We start from the raw sequence: 23,849 nt of genomic DNA on the forward strand, positions 1-23,849 counted from the left end.
TAGAGCAACTCCAAAATAGTGTGTGAAGCGCGGCCCCGCATATCAGCACAAGCCGGCCGGCTAAAAAGTCGGGCGTCGGGTATGGCCTCTAACATCCTACTGGCAGTCAGAGCAGTTCAACTCAGCAGGGTTAGCTCAGCTTGCCCATCTTTTCATGTGCATCCACCAACTGCGCTAGAAGCCTCATAAAAACGACGCGATCTTCTGGCGATAGCGGTTCGACGAGCAGTTCTTGAGAGCGATGGATGCTCTCTTGCAAGTCATTTATCAGGTTTAGTCCCTCCTTTGTGATGACCGAAAGTCTTGACCGACGATCGTCAGGATTTACTCTGGTTTCGACCAACCCTTTCTCGACCAGCCGTTTGAGTACTTCCGCTGTCGTTGTCCGGTCCAACGAAAGCTCTCGGCCAATGGTTTTCTGATCAAGCCAAGGGTTCATCGAAAGCGCCGTCAGCATGCCGACCTGTAGGGGCGTGATGCTCTCGGACTTGCACAGATCGAAAAAAATTGCCTGCCCAATCTGGGTCAACCGACGAATCAAAAAGCCCGGGCGACGCCACATGACATGGCGCAATGGGCTGAAAGTCTCGGGGCCAGGGAGTTTTGTCGCAACGTTGGAGCCGACTGTCTGCTTGTTCTGAACGGGAGAACGCTTTTTCATCATCTCGATATCGCCGATAGTGTCATTTGGCGAGTTTAACGATTCTCTCCATAGTGGCTGGAAAACCAAGCAGCATTCGAAGTGCAGCTACAGAAAATCGACCTGCAGGTACTCTCCCAGTAGGCGATAGAAATTCTCCTCGTCATCCCACGGGATCATGTGGCCGGCAGCAGAGACCGTGCATTGCTGCAGGTCAGGCGCGAGTACTTCGATTTCGGCCAAGTCCTCCGGGAGTAGGACACCGCCTTGCCCCGCCGTCATGAGAAGTCCAGGTGTCCGCAGCTTGGGCAGATCTGCGTGTATATCGTCTTCGTGAAAGCCCGCGTGTGCTTGGACGATCGCCTCCTCGCTGCACGTGTGAAGCCATTCGGCCCGCAGTTGCAGGTGCTCCTCTTTCCAGGCCGGAGCATAGGGGCGAAGCTCTTCTGCCGTGACTCCCTTGATAGCCAACCGGATCGACTCTACGTACCATGACAGCGGCACTGGGTACGCCCGGCGACCTGGACCAGACATGGGGGGATCGATAAGCAACAGCTTATCTATGCGCCGTGGGTCGCGCGCCGCGGCGCGAATTGCAACGCGAGCTCCCATAGAGTGCCCTAGCAGCAACACGGATGACCACCCCAGAACGTCCATCAAATCAAGCACGTCAGTCGCCATCGTGTCGAGGTCTGCGTCCATTCCTGGTGAGCTGAAGGACAAGCCACGACCACGAAAGTCAAGCACATGGACGTCGTACTGCCGAACAAGCCTCTCGGCGACGAAACCCCAAGTGACCGCAGGGCTCGTGATCCCGGGCAACAATAGCAAGCGAGGGCCCTGCCCTCCATAGCGCAGAAGGTGCAGACGCACACCGTTGGCGCGCACGTGATACCCATGAAGAAAGGAACTCATTCGGACTCCTAGGTGGTCCACTCGCCTGGGCCTTTTGATATCAGGCAAGCCTTGGGACAGATGTAATGAAGCGCTGGACCTTCGTACCAAGAGGGTGCCTCCTCCTGCACCCGGCACGTGTCGCCCTAGCCTCGTGGAGGCATTCCAAACCAGCCACGGATGTGATTCCAGAGCACGCTCAACATCATTCCCGCGATCGAGACCGTAGGCTGCGGCTCGTTGGAAACAACGGCTTCGCCACCCAGCCTGCGGGTAATCTGCTTGCCAAAGTCCGCCACCATACGGCGCACGAAGTCCTTGACGAGGCCAGAGCGGGAGAACTGGGCAAGCGGACCCTGCAACGCATAGACCATGTCCACGTGAACTCGGGTGTTGTCGGCCGACAGAGCTTCCAGGCGATAGGTGATATCCCCTTGGGTGCGCGACTTGCTCAGACTGTCCTGGCCTGCGCCGCGAAGGACGGCACGCTTGGCGGCGTCGTCACGCTGCAGGCGCGCGGCGCCAACAAAAGCGGCCGACATCGGACCAAACTTGATGGAGATGCTCCCCCGGACCTTCTCCTCTTCGTGCGAATCGACGGTTGCGCCGGGCAGACACGACGCGACTGCAGGCAGGTCGCCCATGAACGCCCAGACCTGGTCCACGGCATAAGGCACATCGAAATGGACTTCGATCGCGTTGCCCTTGGCTTTGGCTTTGGCCATCGCCACCGGATCGACTTCCGCCAATTCCGCAGAAGTGGCCCCGTTCACAGAGGGTGACTTGCCCGGAGCGTGCGTGGGCACGTCGTTCGACACAGCAGCCGCGAGCGGTTTCACCGTGGCCATTCGCGGCGCACTCAATCTTTGCCGCAGTTGTTCAAATTCCACATTTGGCGCATCGCGCTGCTGTTGCAGCACGTCCAGAATGGCATCCACGATGCCCTGGTACCCGGTGCAACGGCACAGGTTCCCGGACAGTTCCAGGCGCACCCGCGCTTCGTCGGCGTCGGGCAGACGAAGCACGATGTCGCGGGCCGTGGTCAGCATTCCGGGTGTGCAGAAACCGCACTGCAGCGCGTGATGGCGAGTGAACGCTGGCCGCAGCAGCCGCATGACCGGATCGTCGTCGTAGCCCTCGATGGTGGTGACTTCCCTGCCTTCGCATGCCACGGCGAACGTGATACACGAGCGCGTGGGCTGGCCGTCGACAAGCACCGTGCACGCGCCGCAGACGCCGTGCTCGCAACCGAGATGGGTACCGGTCAACCGCAGTTCATCGCGCAGGAAGTCGCCGAGGTGCATCCTGGGCTCGGCCTCCCGTCGGAAACTGCGGCCATTTACGTGGATGGAGATAGGGTCCAAGTCTCTTACTCCGCTTGCTTCAGATCGGCAAAGATGCCGGACTGCTCGAGGGCACGCTCTACGCAGGCCGTGAAGAGCTTCAGATCGATGGCATCGCGTTCGGGGAGAGCGGTGCAGACAGCGGCCCGCAGTTGCTCACGCCCCGCGGCGGCGCTGCCCTTGGCCGCGATGTTGGCCGCGAGCCCTTCCAGCAGAAGAGGAGGGCCGTCGGCAGCCCCCAGCACGATCCGTGCACGCGCGTGCGATGCATCGAAATAGACCGCCGCACTCGCTTCGGCAAATTCGCCCGGCTTGCGGCAGACCTTGTGATAGCCCCAATGCGACGTCGGCGTCTCTGACGGCACGGAGACAGAGACGATCAACTCATCGGACTCCAACACGGTCGTGTACGCGCCGAGCATCAGCGCATCGGCCTCGATCGTGCGTTCACCGCGCGGCGACTGAGCCACGATGCGTGCACCGAGTGCCGAGAGCGTGACAACCCAGTCGGCGGCGGGATCGGCATGCGCCAGACTGCCGCCGACGGTGCCGCGGGTGCGGATCGCCCGGTAGGCGATGCCGCCTGCGACCTGGCGCATGGGGTGTGCCGCCAGCGGCTCGTGTACGCCATCTTCTATCTCGGCGTGCGTGACGGCGGCACCGATCTCAACCCAGCCAGCCTTACGACGGACGGTGCGCAGACCTGGGATGTCAGAAACGTCGACCACCTGCGCGGGGCGTGCCAACCTCAGGTTGAGCATGGGCCCGAAGGACTGGCTTCCGCCCATGGCTTTGGCGGTGCCACCTCCCGTCGCCAGCACCGCGAGGGCGTCACTCACTTCGAGAACCCGGGTGTATGCAAAACGAGGAGCTTTCATTGGGCGCTCTCCTGTCCCAGCGTCGATTTTTCAAGGGCCTTGAGCAAGCGGCGTGGCGTCAGCGGTGTCATCAGTACTTCGGCGGCGCCCGTGCCGATCAACGCATCATTCACGGCGTTGAAGATCACCGCAGGCGGCGCGATCGCCCCCCCCTCGCCCACACCCTTCGCACCAAAGTCCGTGTGAGGCGAAGGGGTCTCGAAGTGTTCGATGCGGATGCGCGGCACTTCCGTAGCGCCGGGAAGGATGTAGTCAGCAAGGGTGGAAGCCAAAGGCTGGCCTTGCTCGTCGTAAGGACTCTCTTCGTACATGGCCGTGCCGATGCCCTGTGCGATGCCTCCGATGGTCTGTCCCTCCACGATCATCGGGTTGACCATGGTGCCGCAGTCTTCGACCACCACATAGTCCAGGATCTCCACCTCGCCCGTCTCCGTGTCGACGGCGACCACCACGGCATGCGTGGCATAGGTAAAGGTGCCGGTGTCGACGTTGGGCTTGTACGCACGAGACACTTCCAGCCCACCCAGATGAACGTTCGCCGGCAGGTCTTGGGGCGTGAGGTACCACACCCGCCCGACCTCGGAAAGGGGAATAGACTTCTCGCCAGCGACGGCGCACCCTTCGATCAAGGCAACCGCGCTCGGCTCCACGCCCATGAGGTATGCCGCAATCGACTGGATGCGGGGCAACAGCTCCTTGCACGCGGTCGATATGGCCCCACCGGACATGACCGTTGCGCGAGAGGCATAGGTTCCAGAGGAGAACGGTGTCAGCGCCGTATCACCATGCACGACCCGGATTCTGGCGACTGGAATGCCGAGCACGTCGTTGGCAATCTGCGCAAAGCTGGTCTCCATGCCCTGCCCATGCGAATGCACGCCGACGCGCACTTCGAGCCCGCCATCCGCAGTCATCCTGATCATCGCTTGATCAAAACCGGGCACCACAGGCAGCCCCCAGTTGGCGAACACCGTGGTGCCGTGGGCAGACTGCTCGGTGTATGTAGCCGTGCCGAAACCGATTCGGCGTCCGTCGGGCTCTCCACGCGCCTGCCGCTCGCGGACGGCCTCCAGTCCGATCATCTCCACTGCGCGCCGCAGGCTCGCAGGAAAGTCGCCGCTGTCGAAGTGTTTGTTGGCCACGTTGACGTAGGGCATGGCAGCGGCCGGGACCAGATTCTCCATCCGGACTTCCCAGGGCTCGCGACCGACTTCACGCGCCACCGCGTCCATCAGCAGTTCGATTGCGAAGCAGACACCGGTGCGCGCCACGCCGCGATAGGCCATAAACCCCGGCTTGTTGGTTGCGACACATAAGGTTTCGCAACGATAGCCGCGAAAGGTATACGGACCGGGCAAGTTGCCGATCGCTTGGCCAGGCTCCAGGCCGACGAAAAAAGGGTAGTAGGAATAGGCGCCGCCATCGATGGTGATGACCGCGTCCAATGCCAGGAGTTTTCCTTTCCGATCGGCATAGGCCGTGAGCTGGTAGTGGTGCTGCCGCGTGTTGGCACCGACGATCAGATGCTCGCGCCGATCTTCGAGGTAGCGGAACGGCGTACGATACGTCTTGGCCAGCCAGGCGATGCAAAGATCTTCCGGGTAGAGCTGCCCCTTGTAGCCAAAGGCACCCCCGACGTCAGGTGACACTACCCGCACAGCCTCTTCATTCATCGAAAGATGCTGTGCAATCCCTATACGCAGCAAATGCGGCACCTGGGTCGCGCTGACCACCACAAGCTGCTCGGTCTGGAAGTCCCAGTAGGCCAACACCGACTTGCCTTCCAGCGGCACGATGCACTGGCGCGACAACTCCACCGTACGGCTGACCTTTACCTCGGCCTTCGCGGCCAACTCATCGAAGTCGCGATTCGCTCGGAGCGTGAGAAATCGATTGTCTTTCCACCCGGGGTGCATAAATTCTCCGGTGGCTGCGAGGGCCGAATCCACATTGTGATAGACGGGCAGCTCTTCATACGAGACCTGAACGTCTTCGAGTAGGTCTTCCGCCACGGCTCGGGTGGGGGCCACCGCCATCGCGATGGCCTCTCCGACGTGGCGGACCCTGCCAGAGGCCAGCGGCGGCAACGCCGAGTACTGATACGTGGGTATTGAAGAGGGGGAGCCGATGTCTGTCGCGTCCGCCATCATCTCGCGCAGGAACACCTTACCGGCGAGCGCTTCCGGAATCTCAACGCCGGTGATGGAGGCGTGCGCCAGAGGACTGCGCAGAAATGCTACCTCCTGCATGTCGGGCAACACGAAGTCCCCCACGAAGTTGCCTTTGCCCACCAGATGGCGCGCGTCTTCTTTGCGAGGTACCCGGGCACCTATGCCCTCCCGCTTCAACAGCCTCGCCGGAATGTCTGCTTGGTCCATGTGTTTCCTTTCCTTCACCAATGTCCTTGTGTCGGCCGGCACTGAATGGGTCACCTGCGCAACCACCCTGCGGGACCTCTGACGCTGCATCGGGATGCCCTCTTGAAGTGATCAGCCACAGAAGGCCCGGACACTACACGCAGCCCCTTCGATGCAAGCTCGATTTTCATCGAGAAAGGCAATATATGTAAGTTCACTTTCATAAATATATGCCTGAAGGCCGTACATGTAAAGCAGGCGGATGCTAATAGCAATTTAGCCTCATACCGATCTCCATAGTGGGACTACTTGTCTATGAAAATCGCAAATATTTAGGCACAAGAAAGAACCTAGTTGCTCAGTATGGTGCATCGCATCACAGTACAAACCCGCACTTGAATACATAAAGAAATCACATTAATGTGCAAGCACACTGACTAGTTTTTTTGGTGCTTTAATTACGGGAACAAAGTCATGGATTGGATCAAGGTCGCCTGGGCGCAGGAGCTCAGCAACGATGAAGCGAAGACTGTCAATGTGGCCGGTCATGGCATCGCGCTGTACCGCATTGACGACGAGTTCTTCGCCACGGACAGCATGTGCACACATGCCACGGCGTTGCTGTCAGAGGGGTACGTGGAAGACGGTTGTGTGGAATGTCCCCTGCATCAAGGTCGATTCGACATTCGCACCGGTAAGGCCATGTGCGCGCCGGTCACCGTGGACCTGCGCATCCACACCGTGAAACGAGAAGGCGACGACATCTACGTGTTGTCGCCCGCAAGCAAATGACGTCGCCAGGCGTTGTCATCGTCGGCGCGGGCCAGTCTGCGGCAGTCGCGGCGCACACCCTGCGCGAGCAGGGCTACCGAGGTTGCATCACGATGCTCGGTCGTGAACGCCACAGACCGTACGAGCGGCCACCCTTGTCCAAGGCTGTCCTGACAGACATAGAAGAGCCCAGGCTCGAGGTGCTCACGGAAGACGCCTGGGTGCGCAGCGATATCGAACTTCTGAGCAACAGCGAAGCGGTTGCCTTGGATCTGCGGCGTCGCCATGTCTGCCTCGCCGACGGTCGGGTGCTCGGGTACGAAAAGTGCCTGATCGCCACAGGCGGGGAAGCCCACACACTGCCCTTTGTCCCCACCGCTCATCCCCGCGTACATCACATCCGTACGCTCGATGACGCACGCCGGCTACGTGCGTCCCTTCAGCTCAGGCCCGAGGTCGCGATTCTGGGTGGTGGCTTCCTGGGTCTCGAGGTCGCCCACTCTGCGCTCTCTGCAGGCGCATCGGTCACGGTTTTCGAGCGCGCGGCCTCTCTGCTAGATCGCTTTTTGCCATGCGAGGCGTCAGCTTGGCTGGAAGCCCGTATGCGGGATGCCGGTGCAAAACTCATGCTCGGGGCCTCCCTCAGCGACGTCCGTGCGTCGCCCAGAGGTCGCATGCACTTGATCACAGGCGCCGGGGCTCTGGAGGTGGACGACTTGATCGTAGCGGTCGGCCTCTCGCCCAACGACTCGCTGGCTCGCGAAGCGGGGCTTGAGGTAGCAGTGGGGGGTGGGATTCTGGTAGATGCGTCCTGCCGTACCAGCGACGAACACGTATTCGCATGCGGCGATTGCACCAGCCAGCAACGCCCGGGCCAGACGGTGCCAACGCGCCTGGAGTCCTGGCAAAACGCGAACGAGCAGGCGCGCACCGCCGCTGCCGCCATGCTCAGCGCCCCTCTTCCCGTGCCCGCAGTGCCGTGGTTCTGGACCGACCAAGGACAACACAACATTCAGGTACTCGGTCTGCCCGCTCCCGATCTTGAATACGTGCGCCGCGGAGACCTGGCCAGCGACAAGGTGATGTGGATCGGCCACCGGAGCTCGGTTCCTCTGCACGGCGTGGCCATTAATGCTGGCTCCGATCTGCGAGCCATCCGCCCTCTTTTCGAACGTGGCCAGCCTTTGCAGTGGGAGGACTTTCCACTGGACACAACCAACCTGCGCGCATGGGTCAAGCAGATGCAAGCCCACGCCAGCGCGACCGTTTAACCCTCTCTCATCGCCAAGGAACTTCCATGTATCAATCGCAGGCGGTCATCGGCATCACGAATGCCCGTAAGAACCCGCCACTGGAGCAGTGTGTCTGGCCCGCGGATGCCCTGAACAACATTCCAGACTGGGTCTACACCAGCCAGGCCATCTATGACCAGGAGATCGAACGCATCTTCCGCGGAGACACCTGGAACTTTGTCGCTCTGGAAGCAGAAATTCCAAACCAAGGCGACTACAAGCGCGGTTACGTCGGCGCCACGCCCGTCGTGATCGTCCGCGCGGAGGACAACACGATCTCTGTTTTCGAAAACCGGTGTGCCCATCGCGGTGCCGAGTTCTGCCGTTCCAGCCAAGGAAATACGAAGGAATTCGTCTGCCCCTATCACCAGTGGTCGTACGACCTCAAGGGGAACCTACAAGGCGTCCCTTTCAAACGCGGCATCAACAAGGTCGGCGGCTTGCCGGCGGATTTCGAGAATGCAGACCACGGCACCCGTCAGTTGCGTGTGACGACACGAAACGGCGTGGTGTTCGCCACGTATTCCGACAAGACGCCTCCGTTGGAGGAGTACATGACCAAGGAGATCGTCGAGGAGTTCGATGTCGCCTTCTCGGGCAAGAAACTCAAGATCCTCGGATATTGCCGCAACGAGCTTCCGTGCAACTGGAAGATGTACCACGAGAACCTCAAGGATCCGTACCACGCGACGCTGCTGCACTCGTTCCTCGTGGTGTTCGGCCTGCTGGTGCCTGGCATCAAATCGACTGTGGTCGCAGACAAGGTTCATGGTCGCCACGGCTTCATGGCCTCGTCCAAACCCGACGAGATCTATGCAAAGGTGGCCGAGGACGACAAAGCGGAGATGCGATCCTTCAGCGACGACCTCAGGTTGCGCGACGAACGTTTCCTGGACTATGTGCGGGAGTTCAAGTCGCCCTGGTCCGCCAACATGATGACTCTGTGGCCGAACCTGATCGTACAGCGCCAGATGAACACCATGGGCGTGCGCCAGATAATTCCGAACGGCCCCAACAGCATGGTGATGCAGTGGACCATGTTCGGCTACGAAGATGACACACCGGAAATGACGCGACACCGCCTGCGCCAGGGCAACTTGATGGGTCCTTCGGGTTTCCTCGGTCTTGAAGACAACGAGGCTTTGAAGTTCGTGCAAGAGGGTCTGCGCAACTCTTCAACAGACAACAACGTCGTCAAGCTTGATGCCGGCCACGAGGGTTCGGCGCGCAACCTGATCTCGGAGTCCTGCATTCGGTCCCTCTACCAGTACTACCGGGAAGTCATGGACATCCGTGTCGCGGAGAAAGCAGCATGAAACAGCGGCTCGCCTACGCCAGATCCATGGTGTCACCCCAGCGCGCGTCAGAGCTGCGCGCCGAGATCGATTCCTTCCATGTCGAGTATTGCGCCGCCCTCTACGCGAACGATGTCGAATGCTGGCCCGACTTCTTCACCAAGGAAGCTACCTACCGCATCACCTCGCGCCACAACGCCTTGCTGAACATGCCCGTGGGTCTCGTGTACTGCGAAGGCCTGGACATGATCATCGACCGCGCCCTGGCCGTAGCGCACTCGCAGATGTTCGCACCGCGGCACATGCTGCATGTGCTCGGCATCACGCGGGTGCTGAAGGAAGCCGACCACACGGTCAGCTCGCAGACGCCGTTCATCTTGATGCAGACCCTTGTCGAAGGCCCCTCCACGGTGCACCTGTCAGGCATTTATCACGATCGTTTCGTACGCGAGGATGACCGGCTGCTCCTTGCCAGCCGCGAAGTGGTGTACGACACAGAAATTCTTGACACCGACTTGGCCTATCCAGTCTGAACCTACCTAGGATTACCATGAACAAAACTCCGAAAATCGCGCTGGAAGAGCACTTCTCCGCTCCAGGATTCGGCGAGTACTCTGCTAAATACACGGGAGCACTGCCGACTGAATTGGTCGCCAAGCTCGACGCCAAGTTGACCGATTTCGATGATCAGCGCCTTCAAGATATGGACGCGGGAAATATCGAATACGTCGTTCTGTCGCAAACGATGCCCGGTGTGCAGGCCGAGACAGATCGCGACACCGCCGTCCGGCGAGCGCGCGAGAACAACGAGTTCCTGGTCGAGCGCGTGGCACGCCATCCGCGACGTTTCGGAGCCTTCGCCCACGTGGCACTGCAGGATCCCACCGCCGCAGCCGACGAGCTGGAACGCACCGTCGTCGAGTATGGTTTCAAGGGCGCAATGATCAATGGTCACACCTTGGGGCGCTACTACGAAGGTGCAGAATTCGATGTGTTCTGGGAGCGCGCACAAGCGCTCGGCGTCCCTATCTACCTCCACCCCAACGCGTTCAGCAAGCCGCCAGCACTGCTGGAGGGCATGCCGGTACTTCAGGGAGCCGCGTGGGGATGGGGCGTGGAAACGGCAGGTCATGCGTTGCGCCTGTTATTCGGAGGGGTGTTCGACCGATTCCCGCACCTGAATCTTCTTCTTGGCCACATGGGCGAGGCTTTGCCGTACCAGCGATGGCGTCTCGACAGCCGTTTTGCCGCGTATCCGTCGGGCATCAAGCTGGCACGCAAGCCCAGCGAGTACATCGGCACCAACATCCTTATCACCACGTCTGGCGTGTGCTCTGCTTCGGCATTGGCCGGTGCGATAGGCGAACTCGGGGCTCAGGCAGTGTTCTTTTCGGTGGACTACCCATACGAGTCGACCGCCGAAGCCTGCACCTTTATCGAGGAAGCACCGCTGACCGACCGAGTACGTGCATTGGTGTGCCATGGCAATGCGCGCAAGCTCTTCAAGTTGGGCAACATGGAGGAGCTTGCGCTCCTGCAGGTCTAACACTCCAAACTAAAGGACGAGAAAATGCCAGTCAGCGATTATCAATTGATCAAGGCTTGGGACGAAGTTCTGAAGCTCAGCAAGGTGGAACGTGGGCAGAAGGTTTCGATCCTGTGCGGCCCCCACACGCACCCGCAGACGCTGCAGACCGCGACGATTGCCGCGCAGGCAGCCGGCGCGGTCGTCACCAAGATCGAGCTGCAGCCCATCAACGCGGAGAAAGCAACCAGCCGCGACCGGATGAACTACTTGGGTGAAACACCCCTCACGAACAATCCAGTTGCACTCGCAGCAATGAAAAATAGCGATCTCGTCCTTGACTTGATGGTGCTGTTGTTCTCTCCCGAGCAGCTGGAAATTCTTGAGTCCGGAACAAAGATTCTTTTGGTCGCGGAGCCACCCGAGGTGCTGGTGCGGGCGATTCCGACTGAGGACGATCGCAAGCGTGTGTTGGCTGCATCGACGCTCCTCAGAAAGGCGAGAACGATGCACGTGACGTCGGCGACTGGCACGGATGTGACTTTCCAGCTCGGAGATTTCCCGACCATCTGCGAGTACGGATTTTGCGAGAAACCCGGGCGCTGGGATCACTGGCCAAGCGGCTTCCTTTTTACCTTCGCCAACGAAGGCGGCAGCGACGGCACCATCGTGGTCGATCGCGGCGACATCCTTCTGCCACAGAGGAACTACGTCTCGGACAAGATCACATTGAATTTGCGGGACGGTTTCGTGCGAAGCATTGAAGGTGATGTCGATGCTGCCATGCTGCGCGAATTCATGGAGGCCTACAACGATCCCGAAGCCTACGCTATCGCGCACATCGGCTGGGGGATGCAGCCACGCTGCTACTGGCACACGCTGTCGCTGATGGACCGCGAGGCGACAACAGGTCAGGACGCGCGCGCGTTCGAAGGCAACTTCTTATTCTCGTTAGGTCCAAACAACGAGGCAGGTGGACCTCGCACAACGCCTTGTCACCTCGACATTCCCTTGCGCAACTGCACAGTGAGGCTCGATGACATCGTCGTGGTTCAAGATGGCAAAGTCATTGACGAGGCCTTTCAATGAGCCCCGATCAGGACATCTACCAAAAGCAAGGTTTCGGCAACGCCCTCGCGCTTAAGGCGCCGTTCGGCCTGCTGATAGTCGACTTCGTCAATGGATTCGCCGATCCGCTCACGTTCGGCGGAGGCAACATAGCCCCTGCCATCGAACGCACTCACGGCCTTTTGATGGCGGCAAGAGACCGCAGCTGGCCGGTCGCGCACACGCGAGTTGTGTATCAAGACGACGGAGCCGACGCAACCATCATGGCGCTCAAGGTCCCGTCTCTCCTAACCCTGCGTGAGCACGCACCAGAAAGCCAAATCGTCTCACAGCTTGAACCTATCAGTGGCGAGTTGGTGCTGCGCAAGACTAATCCTTCTGCATTTTTCGGTACTTCGCTGGCGGCCTGGCTGTCTCAACGCGGCGTGAAAACGTTGTTGATTGCGGGCTGCACGACCAGCGGCTGTGTCCGCGCCAGCGTGGTTGACGCTATGTGTCACGGATTCCGCCCTCTCGTTGTCACTGACTGCGTGGGCGATCGATCCCTACAGGCTCACGAAGCCAATCTGTTCGATATGAAACAAAAGTATGCGACCTCGATGCCCCGCGATGTCGCTTTAGAGGCGACTAGCACGAAAGAGCAAAGCGTGTCGCCCTGACACCCCGCCTCTCACCCGTAATTCCCGCCTGCCAGAACCTCGGCGCACTCCGTGCCGGCCCCCCCCTACCTCATGGAGGATCAGATGACCATCAAGCTCGTCGCCGCAGTTGCGGTATCCCTTGCGACCATCGCGTTCCCAAGTTGGGCCGACGTCATCAAAGTTGGTGTTATCGCCCCCATGTCGGGACCATTCTCCGCAGTTGGCCAAACGTGGGAAGGTGCAATCAAGGCGTATCAGAAGCTCAATGGAACAACGGCGGGAGGCCACACGGTCCAGGTCATTTTTCGCGATCTTCCTGAAATCAACCCCGCGCAAGCCAAAGCATTGGCGCAGGAGCTCATCATCAAAGAGGGCGCCCAGTACATCGGCGGCCTCTACTTCACGCCCGATACATTGGCCGTAGCGGCGCTCGCGCGAGAGGCCAAGGTGCCTGTCGTGATATTCAACGCATCAACATCTTCGCTTCTCGAGAAATCGGACTACCTTTTGCGAACTTCGTACACCCTGCCACAGATGGCAGTGCCCGTCGCCAAGTACGCACTGGAGAAAGACGTCAAAAATGTTGTTACGCTGGTCAGCGATTTCGGCCCAGGTCTCGATGCAGAAAAGGCCTTCACCACCGAGTTCGTCAACGGCGGAGGAAAATTGCTCGAAGCGATCCGCGCCCCGCTGAAGACGACTGACTTCGGCCCCCTGATGCAACGCGTGAAGGCGCTCAAGCCCGATGCGCTCTATGTCTTCGGCCCGAGTGGCCCCGCCACCTACGCAATGGTTAAAGCCTACAACGAAGCAGGCTTGAGGGCTGCGGGCGTGCGCTTTCTCGGCACTGCCGAAACCGATGAAGATCAATTGCGCGCGATCGGTCCGGACCTGCTCGGCATCGAGACCGGCTTGTTCTATTCGGCATCACACGACTCGCCATTGAACAACGTCGTCATCAAGACCTTGGGCGAAGTGGCACCCAAGGCTATCCCGACCGTTCAGTTGGTGAACGCATTTGACGGCTTGCATGTGATCTATCACATGGTCGAGGCAACGGATGGCAAGCGCGATGGCGCCAAGGCCCTGGCGGCCGCCAAGGGCTTTTCGTGGAAAAGCCCCCGTGGTCCTGTGAAGATCGATCCGGTCTCCCGCGATTTTGTGCAGAACGTCTACATGCGCGTGGTTGAGCAAGATGCTTTAGGCCGATACGTCAACCGGGAGTTCCGGACTTTCGAGATGCAACCCGACTACGGGCGCATTCAGAACGCGTCCAAGTAACCCCAGGACGGCAGACATGTCTCTTTCTCTTCTTAGCAGCATTCTGATCGACGGGGTCACATATGCGATGATCCTGTTCATGATCACCGTGGGTCTGTCGATGACCATGGGTCTCATGCGGGTAGTGAATCTGGCTCATGGTGCATTTGCCATGCTGGGCGGGTTTCTCGCTGCCAGTCTTCCTCGGCACCTGGGCGTACCGATCGGCGTGGGCTTCGTGCTTGCGATCGTTTTGGTCGGCCTCATCGCGTTGGTGTTCGAGCACATCCTGTTGCGCCGTTTGTACCGGCGCAACGATCTCGATCAGATGCTGGTGACGATCGGGCTGATGTTTGTCGCGACGGCCGCAGTAAACCTGCTCTTCGGATCCTCGGTGACATCGGTCGCGCTGCCCGAAGCATTCACCGGCTCGGTGGATCTTGGCTTTCGTTCGATCCCCCGGCATCGGCTCATTGTTGTTGCCTGCGGCCTGGTTGTCGTCATCGTTCTCTGGCTGGCGGTGGACCGATCGTCTTTCGGCATCCGAGTGCGTGCCGCGGTCGACAACGCACCCATCGCACGGACCATCGGTATCGACACCACGAAGATCTACGCGGCCACCTTTGCAATCGGCGCAGCACTTGCGGCGTTGGGAGGTATCGCTGGCGCGGAGTTGTTGCCGATGGAGCCTACCTACGCCTCCAAGTACCTGGTGATTCTCTTGGCGGTAGTGGCGGTGGGGGGCAACGGAAATTTGTTTGGCTCATTCTTCGCAGCGTTGCTGCTTGGTATTGTGGAGACCTTCATGAAATACATGGTTCCGCAGCTCGCATCTGCCGCATTTTTTCTGACGATGATTATCGTTTTGCTGGTGCGTCCGCAAGGATTATTCGGGAGGCAGGCATGAGCGTGGCGAGTCCACCCTTGGCGATGGTCGATTCGCCTCCAACCCGCCCGTGGACGCAACTGCGTGTCGAGATCGTGCTGACGCTGGTGGGATTGCTGGCCTTCGTGCTGTTCCCTCACGATCTCGGGTTGCTGACCAACATGGCAACCATGTCAATTTTTGCGCTGTCGTTAAGCCTCGTGCTTGGCCAAGCAGGCATCGCAACCCTTGGTCAGGCCGCGTTGTACGGCAGCGGCGCATACGTGGCAGGTTGGACGGCGCTGTACCTGACGGCCGATCCCATCGTTGGCCTGCTGCTGGGCGCACTGGGTGGTGGTTTGATCGCATTGCTGAGTGGTGCCATCATGCTGCGGGCGACCAAGCTCACGCTGGTCATGCTGACCATTGCAGTGGCCCAACTTCTGTTGGAGTTGGCCAACTGGGCCAGGTGGCTCACCGGCGGCGACGACGGTCTTGCGGGCTTCAACATAGGCCCTCTGTTCGGCATCTGGGAATTCAACTTCCTCGGCCACACTGGCTACTTCTATGCGCTGGGTTCGTTAGTTCTTGTGTACTTCCTTGTTCGCAATCTGGTGGAGTCGCCTTTTGGTCTGACGGCCAAGGCGATCCGGCATGACCCCGGACGGGTCCAGGCGTTGGGGGGCCGTGTCTACCTGCATTTGCTGGCCATCTACACCGTAGGCGGCATTGTGGCAGGTCTTGCTGGCGCGTTGACGGCGCAAACCAGCAAGGTGGCCAATCTCTTCATGCTGGACTTCACAACGTCTTCGGGTGTCGTGGTCATGATCGTGCTGGGTGGCACCCGCCGTCTTTCGGGTGCGGTGCTCGGCACTGTCGCTTATATGACAATCCACCATATCGCATCAACATTTAACCCGTATCACTGGCTGTTCTTTATCGGGTCGATGCTGATCGTCGTACTCATCGTCCTACCTGAAGGTCTGATCGGGCTTCTAGATCGCGCCATGGTATACGCGAAGCGGCTGGGTGCGAGCAGGAGATCCAAATGACTTTCCGACTGCAAACCCAGAATCTGTGCCACTCCTTTGGAGGCTTAGCCGTCACGCAGAATGTCTCGCTCGCCCTTGCTAAGGGCGCCCGCACGGCATTGATCGGACCCAATGGCGCCGGCAAGACGACCTTGGTGAACCTGCTGAGTGGATCGCTGCGCCCGCAGTCCGGTGACATCTTGCTCGATGGTCGGTCCATCGTCCAGCTACCGCAATACGCGCGCGTGCGCAACGGTATCGTCCGCACGTTCCAGATCAGCCGTCTGTTCAAAGACCTCACTGTGGAGGAAAACGTCAAGGTCGCCGTGCTGCAGCGGCAACGGGCATCCATGCAGTGGTGGCCCTCACGCGCGCGTTCTATACAGGTTCGCGAGGAAGTCTACGAGACGCTAGGCATACTGGGGCTGCAGCCTTTCGCGAATCGGGTGGTGGGGCAATTGGCGCTCGGCGAGCAAAGATTGGCGGAAATCGCCCTGGCACTTGCAATGAGGCCCGAAGTGCTGCTGCTTGACGAGCCAGGTGCAGGGGTACCGCAAGGAGAAGGCGGTCGCATCATGGACGCTGTCGAGAGCCTGCCGAAGGACCTGTCCGTTCTGCTCATAGAGCACGACATGGATCTGGTCTTCCGGTTTGCCTCGCACATCATCGTTCTTGTAGCCGGTGCGGTGATGGTCGAGGGGTCGCCGCAGGAAGTTTCCGCCAACGAACAAGTCAAACAAATCTACTTTGGCAGAGACGGTCATGCCTAAACCCCATATTGAACTTCGGTTCGACAACGTCACGACAGGCTATAGCGGTGTGCCGGTTGTCGAGCACCTCAGCTTCTGCGTGCGTGAGGGCGAGCGTCTCGGACTGATCGGACGCAATGGCGCGGGCAAGACAACGACACTGGCGACAGCGATGGGGCTGGCCGACTTGATGAAGGGGCGCATTCATTTCGGCGGCAACGACATCAGCGGCGCGAGCACGTATGCGCGCGCCCGAGCCGGCCTCGGATACGTACCACAAAGCCGCGACATCTTCCCGTCGCTGACGGTGGAAGAGAATCTGCTGTCAGGCCTGCAGGGGCGCTCGGCGAGCGTTGCCCTGCCACCGATCTATGCCCTGTTCCCGCGCCTCAAGGAGCGGCAACGCAACGGCGGCACGCAGCTTTCGGGCGGCGAGCAGCAAATGCTGTCCGTGGCGCGAGCCCTCGTCGGCCAGCCTCGCATTCTGCTGTTAGACGAGCCCCTGGAAGGTCTGGCCCCGATGGTGCGCGAGGAGTTGATGGATGCCATCGTTCGAATGAGCGATCAGTTGGGCGTCGGCTGTGTCCTCGTGGAGCAGCATGTGGACGTCGTTCTCGAGTTTTCCACGAACGTCATCGTGCTGGAACGCGGCATCGCCGCTTACTCGGGCTCAGCGGCAGCGCTGCGAGACGAAGAGGAACTACTGAACCGAACCATAGGTATCCAGAAGTGCTGAAGCCGACGCCTGACGCTCAACGTCAACATCGCGGTCTGTTGTGGCCGGTGGTCATCCTCGTCGCAAGGGCCGAATTACTCCGCGCTCCTATCTGGTCATGCAGACGCTGCGCGCACTCCTAGGCTCATTGCGTGTGTTCGACGCGGTATGCCGAGCCAGGGGGGTTTCGCGCGCCGCGCACCTGCTCCATGTCACGCCGGGTGCCGTAAGCCAGCAGATCAAGCATCTGGAGACGGGGCTTGGCGTACAGCTGTTTCAGAAGTCTGGTCGCGAAATCGAGCTTACAGCGGTGGGTGAACGACTCGCTCTCCGCGTCTCGGATGCGTTTGATCGCCTGAACGATGCGTTGAGCGAAGTGACGAACGAGGCGGCGGAAAAACGGCTGCGCCTGAAAGTGGTGCCCAGTTTGGCGATCCGCTGGCTGGTTCCTCGCCTGCACGGCTTCTACGCGCGCCATCCCGACATGGATCTGGAGATCGCCACGATTGCGATAGCTGACGACATCCGGCTCGAAGGGGTCGACTGTGCGATCCGGCACGGTATGGGCGAGTGGACCGATGTCGAACTGGATCACCTGTTTGATGACGAGTTTCTCCCTGTCTGCTCACCCAGTCTGGCTGCGCAGGTGCGAGCGCCTGAGGATCTGCTGCACGCGAATCTGCTGCACTCCATGATGCGTCCGGAAGCCTGGCCGATATGGTTCAGCTCCGCCGGGTTGGTGGATCCCCCGCGGCAGCGAGGAATCACGCTGGCCAATGCTGCTTTGTGCTACCAGGCAGCAGCAGATGGCCTTGGTATCGCAATGGCTCAACGAGCCTACGTGGAGGATGACGTGCGCATCGGGCGCCTCGTCATTGCCGCGGATCACGTCGCCAAGACAGAACTCGGCTATTACCTTGTCTGCGATGCCATGAAAGCGACCACGCCCCCCGTCCGGCTGTTTCGCGACTGGATCCGTTCGGTCCGATAGGGACGTTGTCAGACTGTCGCGCGCCAGCAACGTGGTCACGACAGACCTCCCTCAGCCATCGACTGCAGCCAGAAATCGATCGAAAGAGGCGTCCACCGCGGCCCTGCCGTCGCCGATGATGTTCAAGCCCCAGGTAAATCCGAACACGTCCGCAAAATCATAGCCGTTCAACCGCTCGCGCATCGCCCGAATGTCACTGGACTTCATCGGCACGAAGTTCGGATAGCTGTACATGAACGAGACGTGCCGTCGGTCGTATACCACTTGCAACGCGTCACCCGGGAAAAGCGCACCGCCCGCACGTGGCCCTTGCTTCCAATGAAGCACCGAGCTTCCTGGAAAATGGCCGCCGACGCGAAGGAGTGTCACCTGATCGGAAACCCTATGCACATCCCCATCCCAGAATTCGATCTGAGGCGCCTCTCGCTGGATCCACGCTTTATCTGCAGCGTTCAACAGGATCGGTACGCCGCCCAAAGCTTCGCTCCACTCGATCATGGATGCGTAGAAATGAGGATGTGAGATGATGATTTTTCTTACGTCCCCACGCGCCTTGATTGCGGCAACGGCCTCGTCTGTCACCAGACTCACGCATTCCCAAAGAATATTGCCGGCGTCCGTCGGCAGGAGAAGCGCCCGCTGCGGAATGGCGAACCCATTCGGCATGCCAATACCCAGCAGACCACAGTCCTCTTCGATTCGAAGCTTGTACTTCTCTATCAGAGCATCGTGTGTGGTCCACTTCTGACCTCCCCACCCGACATACTGTCGGTCATCCACGCATATGGGACACTGGAGCGGCGGCTGGTCGGATTCTGCGTATTGCGTTCCGCAGGTTTCACAAATGTAATTTGGCATCGTTCTCTTTCCTAGATCTACGTGGTGAAGCCTATGGTCTTCTTCTGCGAAAGTCCGCAACGGCCGAGGTCGAATTCCGTTCCCAAAGTTGCGATTCATCCCGTGATGCGCTCGACATATAGGGCTGATCAGAACGAAGTTTCGATGTCAATCCCAAAACTCCGAAGGAAGTAGCACACGCATTTATAGAGTCCTACTGTCAAGACCAGGTCAGACACCTGCCCTGTTTCGAAGGTTCGCAACGCTTGCTCCCGCCCCTCTGAAGACAGTCCGTCGTTCGCCAGAATGTCGTCAGTCAAGAAGATCACTGTCCGCTCGATGGACCGAATCGAAGAGATACCTTTGTTGGATCGTGCTGCTTCGATCGCCGCTCCGGACAAGCCGGCCAATCGGCCGTAGCGCTCGTGCCTTGACGTTTGGTAGGTTGCCCTACAGGTGTAACCCACACGAAGAATCGCTAACTCCGCCAAGTCAGCAGGCAGAGAATTTTCCCGCTTGACTGCCTCTGCAAAGGCAAGAAGACCGGGCGCTATCCTCGGTGAATGCATCAACATCCGGAAGACATTTGACCCTTTGGTCCGGAGCATTTCCTGAAGCGGCGGCGGAAGGGACTCAGCAGGGGGATAGTCGATATGCGCCATATTTGGATGTGGCCGATTCAGATATGAAACGACGCGTTGGAGTTAACGAATGAAACGACGCTGGCCTTGTGCCCGGGGCGGGCGATGAACCGAACAATGCACTGGTATTTAGTCTGCCTTGAATCCCGACTCCTTGACCACCGGTTCCCAAAAGTCGCGCATTTCCTTGAACCTGGCGCGCGCTTCAGCTGGCGAGCTTCCCATGTTCACAAAGCCGAGCGTTCGAATCTTGCTCGCGAACTGCTCGGTCGCAACCGCCTTGCGGACGGACGTGCTCCATTCAGAAACGACAGGCGCAGCCGTACCGGGGGCCAGGCATATGGCCAGTAAGCCAACTGCGGTGAGGTCCTTTCGGCCAAGTTCGCTGAAGGTCGGTACATCCGGCAGAAGTGGAGAACGCTGGGCAGAGGTGACGGCCAGCACACGCAGTTTGCCGGCATTGTGGTGCTGCGCAAAGTCTCCGACGGTGGAAGTTCCTGCAGCGACAATGCCTCCCATAAGGTTCGTAATCACGGGGGCTGCGCCTTGGAAAGGCACGTCTTGCAGTGGAGCACCAATAACCTTGGCAATCTGCAATCCTAGGAAGTGCGTCGGGCCGCCTGACGCGGCATGGCCGAAGTAGGCCTTCTCCGGGTTGGACTGCACCCAATCAGCGTACTCGCGGAAGCTCTTGGAAGATGAGGAAGCGGGAACCGCCAACGCCATCGCAAACTCGACCACCGTTGACACCGGCAGAATATCCCTTTGAGGATCGTAGTCGAGCTTGTTGAAGACGAAGGGATAGATCGATTCAAGGAAGTCCGGACACAACATCGCCACACTCCCATCGACTGGTGCGGCGAGTAGCGTATTGATCGCGATCCTACCGCCGGCTCCCGGCTTGTTCTCCACCACGACCGCCCGATTCAGCGGGGCACTCAATTGGTCCGCAAGCGCACGGGTCACCACGTCCAACGTCCCACCGGGGGAGAAACCCACCAGGATTTTTACCGGGGGCCGGCTGGTTTGCTGCGCAACAGCCTGTGATGCGCCGAGAGACGCGGCCATGATAATGCCGAGCTTACATAGCCACGTGGGAAGAGGGTTTTTCACGAGCTGCTCCAGGATGAATACAGGTCTGTCACATCGGGGTTGAAAGGGAGGGTACCGGGCGACAAGCTTCGTAGGACATGCAACGATGGCGCAGTAGTCCTCTCGACGAGGCTCTCAGCGGCCCCGAAAGACCGGAGGGCGCTTTTCGGCGAAGGCCCGGCGTCCCTCCAGCCGGTCCTCACTGTCCCTCAGCACCCCGAAGGCCTGGCGTTCCAGTTCCAGCCCGCCAGCGAGCGGCAGTTCCCGCCCGGTCATCGCCAGGCGCTTGGCAGCCGTCATCGCCAGCGGGGCATTGGCGGCCAGGGTGTGTGCCAGGCGTAGGGCCGTTGCCTGCAACTCGGGCAGGGGCACCACTTTACTGACCAGCCCGATTCTCCAGGCTTCGTTAGCATCGATGCGTTCACCCGTCAGCAGCATCCACATCGCGTCCGATTGCCCCACAGCACGGATCAGGCGTTGCGTCCCGCCGGCCCCCGGGATGCTGCCGACCCGCACTTCCGGCAAGCCGAACTGGGCGTTTTCAGAGCAGATCCGGATGTCCGCAAGCAACGCGAGTTCCAGTCCACCACCGAGGGCATAGCCATTGATTGCAGCAATGACCGGCTTGTCTGTGTGCAGCGTACCAAAGTTAAAATGCTTGCTCCCAGCACGAAAGACCTGTCGAGCTGCGCTGTCGGCGGGTGGCATCGTTTTCTTGAGGTCTGCACCTGTACAAAACGCACGCTCGCCCGCGCCGGTGAGGACGGCTACGTGAATGCCTTCGTCGTTCGATACCTCTTCCCAGATCTCGAGCAATCGCTCATTCGACTCAGGATCGATCGAGTTCATGGCTTCTGGCCGATTAAGGGTAACGATGGCGACGCCATCTTGGACTGTCTTGGTGATGGGCATGGGATTGCTTCAGTTATGTGTAGGGCAGGCGGCTGTCACCGCCTCAATGTCTTCAGGCGACATGCCGAGTTCGACAAGCACCTCTCGGGTGTGCTGTCCGATCGTGGGTGCAGTTCTCCGTGCATGAGGACGCTCACCAACCGCACCCAATACGCTGCGTGGCATCGTCAGAACGCCTGCGACTGGATGCTGCAGGCGCTCAGTGAGCGCTGCCTCGACAAAGGGCGCGGACCGCGTCACCTCTGCATAGTCGTTGATGGGGCCGCAAATAATGTCCACGGCGGTGAACTTCTCGAGCCAGAAAGCACGGGGATGGGCAAGCATCCGTGCTTCGAGCAAGCGAAGCAGCGCCTCGCGGTGTTGCAGCCGGCTCCTGTTCTCGGCGAAGCGCGGATCGGATGCCAGTTCCGGCGCGCCGATGGCGACACACAAGGCCTGCCATCGCGCGGGGTGATATGCCGCCACCATGACCCATCCATCGGCACAACGAAGCGCTTCGTTCGGCGTGGCATAGGGCGCCGCGTTGCCTTGTGGACCGGGCACCTCGCCATCCGCAAGATAGGACGCAAAACTCACGTGCTGCAGCGCAATGGCGCTGGCAAACATGCTGGCTTCTACGTGCTGCCCCAAGCCCGTCCTCTGCCTCTCGGCAAGGGCGGCCAGAACCGAGATCGTGGCCAGCGACCCCGTCATCAGGTCGACCACTGGCACCGGAACCTTGCACGGCTCTCCATCGCGTGCGCCTGTGACGCTCATCAGGCCACTGACCGCCTGCAGTACGCCGTCCACGCCCGGCAGGTCTTTTGCGGCTCCGTGCTGGCCGTAAGCCGAGATCGAGCAGTAGATCAGCCGCGGGTTTTCAGCAGAAACCGAGACGTAGTCCAGCCCGAACCGGGCCATCACGCCCGGGCGAAAGCTCTCCACCACGACATCTGCTTTCGCAATCAGATGCAACGCCGCCTGCCGGTGCAACGGCTGCTTGAGATCCAGCACGATGCTGCGTTTGTTGCGATTGAGCGCCAGAAAGGGAACGCCCTCTCCGTGGACCCAGGGCGAGAGCGCCCGCGAGAGATCGCCTGCAGGTGCCTCGACCTTCACGACATCAGCGCCGAGATCGGCCATGCACAGGGTGCAGGTCGGCCCTGCCATCACCTGGGTGAAGTCAATAACCCTCAAGCCCTTAAGCGAGTTCGCCAGCATCCTACGAACCTATTTGGATATGGTTGGCGCGGACGATCGGCTCCCATTTGGCTCGCTCTGCTTGCAGCATCCGTTGGTACTCATCCTGCGTGACGGCCATAGGTTCGAGTCCCGCCGCAGTGAGAGCTGTTCGGACCTCGGTGTCCTGCAGGGACTTGGTGACCTCAGTATGCAGGCGTCCCACGACGGCCTTCGGGACACCCTTAGCAACGCAAATATCATACCAGTAGCTTGCGTCGTACCCCTTCACTCCGTCCTCTGCCAGCGTCGGGATCCCAGGTGCCAGTTCGGAGCGCTTTACGCTGCCCACACCCAACACCTTCAACTGACCGCTTCGGGCAAATTGAATTGCGGTCGACAGCCCGACGATCGCAAGTGGTAAATGCCCGCCGATGACGTCTTGAACGGCGGGAGCAGTGCCTCGATAGCCGACGTGGGTCATTTGCAGTCCAGCCATTGAAGCGAGCAGCACTCCGGCCAAATGATGCGGAGTCGCGGGACCAGGCGTTCCATAATTCATACCCGGGTTCTGCTTGACATGAGAGATCAGTTCGGCGATGTTTTTGGCAGGAACCTTGTTGCCTGCGATCAGAACAATCGGCACGCTCGCCAGAGGGACTACCTGCAACAGGTCCGTGGCGGCATCGAATGGCAACTTGCTATTCAGGAGATTCAATAGCGATGTAATGCTGGAGCCCGTCGTCAACGTGTATCCGTCGGATTTGCTTCGCAAGAGCTCGGCGTAGGCAAGTACGGCCCCGGCTCCAGGCTTGTTCTCTACGATGATCGGCTGGCCCAGCTGCTCACTTAGCTTCCTCATCACGACTCGTGCCGCGAGATCGGTACCTCCGC

23 protein-coding genes are annotated in these 23,849 nt (G+C 59.9%); 13 read left to right on the forward strand and 10 right to left on the reverse strand.

Going from position 1 to position 23,849, the window contains the following annotated elements:
* Window positions 1-130: 130 nt before the first annotated feature.
* The 5 genes from ACYVI2_RS18785 to ACYVI2_RS18805 form a co-directional block, all read right to left on the reverse strand.
* Window positions 131-664 (reverse strand): MarR family winged helix-turn-helix transcriptional regulator, encoded by a 534-nt coding sequence (locus ACYVI2_RS18785; RefSeq protein WP_415816360.1) that lies wholly within the window; start codon window positions 662-664, stop codon window positions 131-133.
* 84 nt (window positions 665-748) lie between these two features.
* Window positions 749-1,555 carry an alpha/beta fold hydrolase gene (locus ACYVI2_RS18790; protein WP_415816362.1) on the reverse strand — a complete coding sequence of 269 codons (807 nt, stop codon included), beginning with the start codon at window positions 1,553-1,555 and terminating at the stop codon, window positions 749-751.
* A gap of 125 nt (window positions 1,556-1,680) precedes the next feature.
* Entirely contained in the window at window positions 1,681-2,838 is a 1,158-nt protein-coding gene (locus ACYVI2_RS18795; protein WP_415816364.1) for a xanthine dehydrogenase family Fe-S subunit, read from the reverse strand.
* 65 nt (window positions 2,839-2,903) lie between these two features.
* Window positions 2,904-3,755: an FAD binding domain-containing protein gene (locus tag ACYVI2_RS18800; RefSeq protein WP_415816366.1), complete on the reverse strand. Its 852-nt coding sequence runs from the start codon at window positions 3,753-3,755 to the stop codon at window positions 2,904-2,906.
* A complete protein-coding gene (locus tag ACYVI2_RS18805) occupies window positions 3,752-6,133 on the reverse strand; it encodes a xanthine dehydrogenase family protein molybdopterin-binding subunit (protein ID WP_415816368.1) in 2,382 nt (793 codons plus the stop codon). The genes ACYVI2_RS18800 and ACYVI2_RS18805 overlap by 4 nt, the downstream gene beginning before the upstream one ends.
* A 453-nt stretch (window positions 6,134-6,586) precedes the next feature.
* On the opposite strand from ACYVI2_RS18805, the gene ACYVI2_RS18810 reads away from it, so the two are divergent.
* The 13 genes from ACYVI2_RS18810 to ACYVI2_RS18870 all read left to right on the forward strand — a co-directional run bounded on the left by ACYVI2_RS18810 (window position 6,587) and on the right by ACYVI2_RS18870 (window position 18,315).
* A complete protein-coding gene (locus ACYVI2_RS18810; protein ID WP_415816370.1) occupies window positions 6,587-6,904 on the forward strand; it encodes a non-heme iron oxygenase ferredoxin subunit in 318 nt (105 codons plus the stop codon).
* Window positions 6,901-8,154, forward strand: coding sequence for an NAD(P)/FAD-dependent oxidoreductase (locus tag ACYVI2_RS18815; RefSeq protein WP_415816372.1), 1,254 nt, complete (start codon window positions 6,901-6,903; stop codon window positions 8,152-8,154). Before ACYVI2_RS18810 ends, ACYVI2_RS18815 begins: the two co-directional genes overlap by 4 nt.
* A gap of 26 nt (window positions 8,155-8,180) precedes the next feature.
* Entirely contained in the window at window positions 8,181-9,491 is a 1,311-nt protein-coding gene (locus ACYVI2_RS18820; RefSeq protein ID WP_415816374.1) for an aromatic ring-hydroxylating oxygenase subunit alpha, read from the forward strand.
* Window positions 9,488-10,003, forward strand: a complete 516-nt coding sequence (locus ACYVI2_RS18825; RefSeq protein WP_415816376.1) for an aromatic-ring-hydroxylating dioxygenase subunit beta — start codon at window positions 9,488-9,490, stop codon at window positions 10,001-10,003. Before ACYVI2_RS18820 ends, ACYVI2_RS18825 begins: the two co-directional genes overlap by 4 nt.
* A 17-nt stretch (window positions 10,004-10,020) precedes the next feature.
* A complete protein-coding gene (locus tag ACYVI2_RS18830) occupies window positions 10,021-11,016 on the forward strand; it encodes an amidohydrolase family protein (RefSeq protein WP_415816378.1) in 996 nt (331 codons plus the stop codon).
* A 24-nt stretch (window positions 11,017-11,040) separates the two neighbouring features.
* Window positions 11,041-12,084 carry a M29 family metallopeptidase gene (locus ACYVI2_RS18835; RefSeq protein ID WP_415816380.1) on the forward strand — a complete coding sequence of 348 codons (1,044 nt, stop codon included), beginning with the start codon at window positions 11,041-11,043 and terminating at the stop codon, window positions 12,082-12,084.
* On the forward strand, window positions 12,081-12,722 hold the full coding sequence (locus ACYVI2_RS18840; RefSeq protein WP_415816382.1) for an isochorismatase family protein: 642 nt from the start codon (window positions 12,081-12,083) through the stop codon (window positions 12,720-12,722). The genes ACYVI2_RS18835 and ACYVI2_RS18840 overlap by 4 nt, the downstream gene beginning before the upstream one ends.
* Before the next feature lie 84 nt (window positions 12,723-12,806).
* Window positions 12,807-13,985 carry an ABC transporter substrate-binding protein gene (locus ACYVI2_RS18845; RefSeq protein ID WP_415816384.1) on the forward strand — a complete coding sequence of 393 codons (1,179 nt, stop codon included), beginning with the start codon at window positions 12,807-12,809 and terminating at the stop codon, window positions 13,983-13,985.
* A gap of 16 nt (window positions 13,986-14,001) precedes the next feature.
* Entirely contained in the window at window positions 14,002-14,871 is an 870-nt protein-coding gene (locus ACYVI2_RS18850) for a branched-chain amino acid ABC transporter permease (RefSeq protein WP_415816386.1), read from the forward strand.
* Window positions 14,868-15,881: a branched-chain amino acid ABC transporter permease gene (locus ACYVI2_RS18855; RefSeq protein ID WP_415816388.1), complete on the forward strand. Its 1,014-nt coding sequence runs from the start codon at window positions 14,868-14,870 to the stop codon at window positions 15,879-15,881. The genes ACYVI2_RS18850 and ACYVI2_RS18855 overlap by 4 nt, the downstream gene beginning before the upstream one ends.
* The gene (locus ACYVI2_RS18860) at window positions 15,878-16,630 is read left to right on the forward strand and encodes an ABC transporter ATP-binding protein (RefSeq protein ID WP_415816390.1); all 753 of its coding nucleotides are present in this window, start codon (window positions 15,878-15,880) and stop codon (window positions 16,628-16,630) included. Before ACYVI2_RS18855 ends, ACYVI2_RS18860 begins: the two co-directional genes overlap by 4 nt.
* The gene (locus ACYVI2_RS18865; RefSeq protein ID WP_415816392.1) at window positions 16,623-17,345 is read left to right on the forward strand and encodes an ABC transporter ATP-binding protein; all 723 of its coding nucleotides are present in this window, start codon (window positions 16,623-16,625) and stop codon (window positions 17,343-17,345) included. The genes ACYVI2_RS18860 and ACYVI2_RS18865 overlap by 8 nt, the downstream gene beginning before the upstream one ends.
* Before the next feature lie 97 nt (window positions 17,346-17,442).
* A complete protein-coding gene (locus tag ACYVI2_RS18870; protein WP_415816394.1) occupies window positions 17,443-18,315 on the forward strand; it encodes a LysR substrate-binding domain-containing protein in 873 nt (290 codons plus the stop codon).
* A 51-nt stretch (window positions 18,316-18,366) separates the two neighbouring features.
* Here ACYVI2_RS18870 and ACYVI2_RS18875 read toward each other — a convergent pair whose 3' ends face one another.
* From ACYVI2_RS18875 to ACYVI2_RS18895, 5 genes are all read right to left on the reverse strand, one after another.
* Window positions 18,367-19,173 carry an MBL fold metallo-hydrolase gene (locus tag ACYVI2_RS18875; RefSeq protein WP_415816396.1) on the reverse strand — a complete coding sequence of 269 codons (807 nt, stop codon included), beginning with the start codon at window positions 19,171-19,173 and terminating at the stop codon, window positions 18,367-18,369.
* Between the two features lie 749 nt (window positions 19,174-19,922).
* On the reverse strand, window positions 19,923-20,906 hold the full coding sequence (locus ACYVI2_RS18880; RefSeq protein ID WP_415816398.1) for a Bug family tripartite tricarboxylate transporter substrate binding protein: 984 nt from the start codon (window positions 20,904-20,906) through the stop codon (window positions 19,923-19,925).
* 114 nt (window positions 20,907-21,020) lie between these two features.
* Entirely contained in the window at window positions 21,021-21,797 is a 777-nt protein-coding gene (locus ACYVI2_RS18885) for an enoyl-CoA hydratase/isomerase family protein (RefSeq protein WP_415816400.1), read from the reverse strand.
* Window positions 21,798-21,806: 9 nt separating this feature from the next.
* Window positions 21,807-22,997 (reverse strand): CaiB/BaiF CoA transferase family protein, encoded by a 1,191-nt coding sequence (locus ACYVI2_RS18890; protein ID WP_415816402.1) that lies wholly within the window; start codon window positions 22,995-22,997, stop codon window positions 21,807-21,809.
* A 1-nt stretch (window position 22,998) separates the two neighbouring features.
* Entirely contained in the window at window positions 22,999-23,817 is an 819-nt protein-coding gene (locus ACYVI2_RS18895) for a Bug family tripartite tricarboxylate transporter substrate binding protein (protein WP_415816404.1), read from the reverse strand.
* Between the last annotated feature and the right edge of the window lie 32 nt (window positions 23,818-23,849).

It is taken from the genome of Bordetella tumbae (genome assembly GCF_054780995.1).

What these genes read in the sequence shown, in the direction of transcription:
- ACYVI2_RS18785 (WP_415816360.1), bottom strand. Translation starts at nt 664, where the DNA reads ATGATGAAAAAGCGTTCTCCCGTTCAGAACAAGCAGACAGTCGGCTCC.
- ACYVI2_RS18830 (WP_415816378.1), top strand. Translation starts at nt 10,021, where the DNA reads ATGAACAAAACTCCGAAAATCGCGCTGGAAGAGCACTTCTCCGCTCCA.
- ACYVI2_RS18805 (WP_415816368.1), bottom strand. Translation starts at nt 6,133, where the DNA reads ATGGACCAAGCAGACATTCCGGCGAGGCTGTTGAAGCGGGAGGGCATA.
- ACYVI2_RS18890 (WP_415816402.1), bottom strand. Translation starts at nt 22,997, where the DNA reads ATGCTGGCGAACTCGCTTAAGGGCTTGAGGGTTATTGACTTCACCCAG.
- ACYVI2_RS18825 (WP_415816376.1), top strand. Translation starts at nt 9,488, where the DNA reads ATGAAACAGCGGCTCGCCTACGCCAGATCCATGGTGTCACCCCAGCGC.
- ACYVI2_RS18850 (WP_415816386.1), top strand. Translation starts at nt 14,002, where the DNA reads ATGTCTCTTTCTCTTCTTAGCAGCATTCTGATCGACGGGGTCACATAT.
- ACYVI2_RS18860 (WP_415816390.1), top strand. Translation starts at nt 15,878, where the DNA reads ATGACTTTCCGACTGCAAACCCAGAATCTGTGCCACTCCTTTGGAGGC.
- ACYVI2_RS18815 (WP_415816372.1), top strand. Translation starts at nt 6,901, where the DNA reads ATGACGTCGCCAGGCGTTGTCATCGTCGGCGCGGGCCAGTCTGCGGCA.
- ACYVI2_RS18810 (WP_415816370.1), top strand. Translation starts at nt 6,587, where the DNA reads ATGGATTGGATCAAGGTCGCCTGGGCGCAGGAGCTCAGCAACGATGAA.
- ACYVI2_RS18870 (WP_415816394.1), top strand. Translation starts at nt 17,443, where the DNA reads ATGCAGACGCTGCGCGCACTCCTAGGCTCATTGCGTGTGTTCGACGCG.
- ACYVI2_RS18845 (WP_415816384.1), top strand. Translation starts at nt 12,807, where the DNA reads ATGACCATCAAGCTCGTCGCCGCAGTTGCGGTATCCCTTGCGACCATC.
- ACYVI2_RS18885 (WP_415816400.1), bottom strand. Translation starts at nt 21,797, where the DNA reads ATGCCCATCACCAAGACAGTCCAAGATGGCGTCGCCATCGTTACCCTT.
- ACYVI2_RS18820 (WP_415816374.1), top strand. Translation starts at nt 8,181, where the DNA reads ATGTATCAATCGCAGGCGGTCATCGGCATCACGAATGCCCGTAAGAAC.
- ACYVI2_RS18795 (WP_415816364.1), bottom strand. Translation starts at nt 2,838, where the DNA reads ATGCACCTCGGCGACTTCCTGCGCGATGAACTGCGGTTGACCGGTACC.
- ACYVI2_RS18800 (WP_415816366.1), bottom strand. Translation starts at nt 3,755, where the DNA reads ATGAAAGCTCCTCGTTTTGCATACACCCGGGTTCTCGAAGTGAGTGAC.
- ACYVI2_RS18840 (WP_415816382.1), top strand. Translation starts at nt 12,081, where the DNA reads ATGAGCCCCGATCAGGACATCTACCAAAAGCAAGGTTTCGGCAACGCC.
- ACYVI2_RS18895 (WP_415816404.1), bottom strand. Translation starts at nt 23,817, where the DNA reads ATGAGGAAGCTAAGTGAGCAGCTGGGCCAGCCGATCATCGTAGAGAAC.
- ACYVI2_RS18835 (WP_415816380.1), top strand. Translation starts at nt 11,041, where the DNA reads ATGCCAGTCAGCGATTATCAATTGATCAAGGCTTGGGACGAAGTTCTG.
- ACYVI2_RS18790 (WP_415816362.1), bottom strand. Translation starts at nt 1,555, where the DNA reads ATGAGTTCCTTTCTTCATGGGTATCACGTGCGCGCCAACGGTGTGCGT.
- ACYVI2_RS18855 (WP_415816388.1), top strand. Translation starts at nt 14,868, where the DNA reads ATGAGCGTGGCGAGTCCACCCTTGGCGATGGTCGATTCGCCTCCAACC.
- ACYVI2_RS18875 (WP_415816396.1), bottom strand. Translation starts at nt 19,173, where the DNA reads ATGCCAAATTACATTTGTGAAACCTGCGGAACGCAATACGCAGAATCC.
- ACYVI2_RS18865 (WP_415816392.1), top strand. Translation starts at nt 16,623, where the DNA reads ATGCCTAAACCCCATATTGAACTTCGGTTCGACAACGTCACGACAGGC.